Annotated in this window: 4 protein-coding genes; 1 reads left to right on the top strand and 3 read right to left on the bottom strand. The window is 68.6% G+C overall.

Annotated features, from left to right (window positions below):
• Nucleotides 1–43: 43 nt before the first annotated feature.
• The gene (gene glnA / locus ACFW2Y_RS28400; RefSeq protein ID WP_384884902.1) at nucleotides 44–1,468 is read right to left on the bottom strand and encodes a type I glutamate--ammonia ligase; all 1,425 of its coding nucleotides are present in this window, start codon (nucleotides 1,466–1,468) and stop codon (nucleotides 44–46) included.
• Between the two features lie 221 nt (nucleotides 1,469–1,689).
• Here glnA and ACFW2Y_RS28405 point away from each other — a divergent pair, with 221 nt between their 5' ends.
• Nucleotides 1,690–2,157 (top strand): RDD family protein, encoded by a 468-nt coding sequence (locus ACFW2Y_RS28405; protein ID WP_384884904.1) that lies wholly within the window; start codon nucleotides 1,690–1,692, stop codon nucleotides 2,155–2,157.
• A gap of 133 nt (nucleotides 2,158–2,290) precedes the next feature.
• Here ACFW2Y_RS28405 and ACFW2Y_RS28410 read toward each other — a convergent pair whose 3' ends face one another.
• Nucleotides 2,291–2,995: a DUF4191 domain-containing protein gene (locus ACFW2Y_RS28410; RefSeq protein WP_384884906.1), complete on the bottom strand. Its 705-nt coding sequence runs from the start codon at nucleotides 2,993–2,995 to the stop codon at nucleotides 2,291–2,293.
• Nucleotides 2,996–3,005: 10 nt separating this feature from the next.
• Nucleotides 3,006–3,221, bottom strand: a complete 216-nt coding sequence (locus tag ACFW2Y_RS28415) for a hypothetical protein (protein WP_384884908.1) — start codon at nucleotides 3,219–3,221, stop codon at nucleotides 3,006–3,008.
• Between the last annotated feature and the right edge of the window lie 311 nt (nucleotides 3,222–3,532).

Below are 3,532 nucleotides of genomic sequence, written 5' to 3' on the forward strand. Positions count from 1 at the left end.
CGCATCGGAGCGACGAACCCCCGGCTCGTGGAGCGGGTGGGGCTTAGAGGTCGAAGTAGAGCTCGAACTCGTGCGGGTGCGGGCGCAGCTGGATCGGGGCGATCTCGTTGGTGCGCTTGTAGTCGATCCAGGTCTCGATCAGGTCCGAGGTGAAGACGCCACCGGCCTGCAGGTACTCGTTGTCCTCCTCCAGGGCGGAGAGGACGGCCTCCAGGTTGGTCGGGACCTGCGGCACGTTGGCGTGCTCCTCCGGAGCCAGCTCGTACAGGTCCTTGTCGATCGGCTCCATCGGCTCGATCTTGTTCTTGATGCCGTCGAGGCCCGCGAGGAGCAGCGCCGAGAAGGCGAGGTACGGGTTCGAGGACGGGTCCGGCGCGCGGAACTCGACGCGCTTGGCCTTCGGGTTCGAGCCCGTGATCGGGATGCGCATGGCGGCGGAGCGGTTGCGCTGCGAGTACACCATGTTGACCGGGGCCTCGAAGCCCGGGACCAGGCGGTGGTACGAGTTCACCGTCGGGTTGGTGAAGGCGAGCAGCGACGGGGCGTGCTTGAGGATGCCGCCGATGTAGTAGCGGGCGGTGTCCGAGAGGCCGGCGTAGCCCGCCTCGTCGTAGAACAGCGGGTCGCCGTTGGACCACAGCGACTGGTGGACGTGCATGCCCGAGCCGTTGTCACCGAAGATCGGCTTCGGCATGAAGGTCGCGGTCTTGCCGTTGCGCCAGGCGACGTTCTTCACGATGTACTTGAAGAGCATCAGGTCGTCGGCCGCGGCGAGCAGCGTGTTGAACTTGTAGTTGATCTCGGCCTGGCCGGCGGTGCCGACCTCGTGGTGCTGGCGCTCGACCTGGAGGCCGACGTTCTCCAGCTCCAGGGAGATCTCGGAGCGCAGGTCGGCGAAGTGGTCGACCGGCGGGGCCGGGAAGTAGCCGCCCTTGTAGCGGACCTTGTAGCCCCGGTTGTTCTCCTCCGCACCGGTGTTCCAGGCGCCGGCCTCGGAGTCGATGTGGTAGAAGCCCTGGTTCGCCGAGGTCTCGAAGCGCACCGAGTCGAAGACGTAGAACTCGGCCTCGGGACCGAAGTAGGCGGTGTCGGCGATGCCGGTGGAGGCGAGGTACGCCTCGGCCTTCTTCGCGATGTTCCGCGGGTCACGGCTGTACTGCTCGCCCGTGATCGGGTCGTGGATGAAGAAGTTGATGTTCAGCGTCTTGTCGCGGCGGAAGGGGTCCACACGGGCCGTCGACAGGTCGGGGCGGAGCGCCATGTCGGACTCGTGGATGGCCTGGAATCCGCGGATCGACGAGCCGTCGAAGGCGAGCTCCTCCGCCGGGTCGAAAGCCGTCGCCGGGATCGTGAAGTGCTGCATCACACCCGGGAGGTCGCAGAACCGGACGTCGACCATCTTGACGTCGTTGTCCTTGATGAACTTCTGGACCTCGTCGGCGTTCTGGAACCCGTTGTTCTGGGACATCCAACTCCTCCTACTCCCGGCCCGGGGAGGGGCGGGGTTGCAGCTCGGTCGTGCGGCCAGTGCGGTGGCACACGCTGGACCCGACCATAGGCAGACGGGATTTCTCAAGCGTGACCCATTTGTTTCGTCGAAGTTAACCGGGGTGGGTGCGGCTGTCCCCACCGACCTCGTATCACCACCCGGGCCGAACTGATCAAAAACGGGCGCAGTACGGTGGTCGGGTGGACAACAGGCAAGCACTCGGATCTTGGCTCTCCGGCCCCCGCGCGGCGGCCGAGGACGCCGGCGTCGACTTCGGTTACCGCGGCCAGCAGCTCGGATTGCCCGAGGAGGGCCCCGGCTCGATCGCCCGCCCCGGGCGGCGCCTCGGCGCCCTCGCCGTCGACTGGGCCCTTTGCCTGCTGATCGCATACGGCTTGATCACCGACGGCTACAACCAGGCGACGGGCAACTGGGCGCTGGTCATCCTGTTCGTGCTGGGCGTCCTGACGGTCGGCACCGTCGGCTCGACCCCGGGCAAGCGGATCTTCGGCCTGCGGGTGGTCTCCGTCAACGGAGGCCGTCTGGCCCCGCTCCGTGCCGCGCTCCGCTCCCTGCTGGTCTGCCTGGCGGTCCCCGCCCTGATCTGGGACCGCGACGGCCGCGGTCTCCACGACCGTCTCTCCGGTGCCGTGCAGGTCCGGATCTGACCGGCGGGAAACACCGGATCGAGGGCCGCGTCGGGGACTGCCCGCGTCGAAGACTGCGGGGCGGTCGGATCCAAGACGGCGGAAGGGCTCCGGACCGTGCGGTCCGGAGCCCTTCCGTTCGAGTGGGGTGTCGTCAGCGCATCTTTCCGCCGCGCGGCATCCGCATGCCCTTGGGCATCGGCCCCTTCGGCAGCGGCATGTTGCTCATCAGGTCGCCCATCGCGCGCAACCGGTCGTTGGCGGCGGTGACCTGCGGGCCGGTGAGCACCCGGGGCATCTTGAGCATGGTCGTGCGGACCTTCTTCAGCGGCACCTGGCCCTCGCCGGTGCCGACGATGATGTCGTGCACCGGCACGTCCACCACGACGCGGCTCATCCGCTTCTTCTCGGCCGCGAGCAGCGCCTTGACCCGGTTCGGGTTGCCCTCGGCCACCAGCACGATGCCGGCCCGGCCGACCGCGCGGTGCACGACGTCCTGGTTCCGGTTCATCGCGACCGCGGGGGTCGTCGTCCAGCCCCGTCCGACGTTCTGCAGCACCGCGGCCGCCGCGCCCGGCTGGCCCTCCATCTGCCCGAAGGCCGCGCGCTCGGCGCGTCGCCCGAAGACGATGGCCGCCGCCAGGAGGCCCAGGACGAAGCCCAGGATGCCCAGGTAGACCGGATGACCGATGAGGAAGCCGATCGCGAGGAGGACACCGAGTACGCCGATGCCCACGCCCGCGACGACCAGGCCGACCTTGGGGTCAGCCTTCCGGGTCATCTGGTACGTGAGGGCGATCTGCTTCAGTCGCCCGGGGTTCGCAGCGTCAGCGCTGCCCGTGTTTGCCTTCCTCGCCATGTCCTGAAGTTTACGTGGCCCGGGAAGCCCGCCCCGACGCGACCTCCATCACGTGTTCGGCCTCGACCCGGTCCTTGGCGCGGCGACGGTCCTCCAGTACGGAGTTCCAGGCGTTGCGCCGGGCGGTGCGCTGCCCGGCGCCCAGGAGCAGTGCCTCCACGGCCTTCAGGGCGTCGGTGACGGACGGGATCGCGGTGACGCGGACGTGCGTCGATGCGGCCGGCATGTCGGGGTCCTCCCTCGATTGCGGGTGAGACGAGGCGGGGGGTGAGCGGGTGGTGGCGGTGGGTGAAACCAGGCTCACAGATCGGTGTTACCAGGGCGTGACCCGGTGGTCAAACACTGATGAAACGTTGATGCGGCCGGTCGGACGCACGGGCGAACGGCAGTGCGGCCCGCACGTCCCCGCTGAGCTGCGGGGTCGTGCGGGCCGCATGAAATCCAGCCACTACTGGCGGGTAACTATTTGTGCGCAGATTCACACGCTAGGGTGGTCGGCCGCCGTCGGGAGCGACCGGGCGCACCGCTCGCGAGTCC

It is taken from the genome of Streptomyces sp. NPDC058877 (genome assembly GCF_042742855.1).
Lineage (GTDB): Bacteria > Actinomycetota > Actinomycetes > Streptomycetales > Streptomycetaceae > Streptomyces.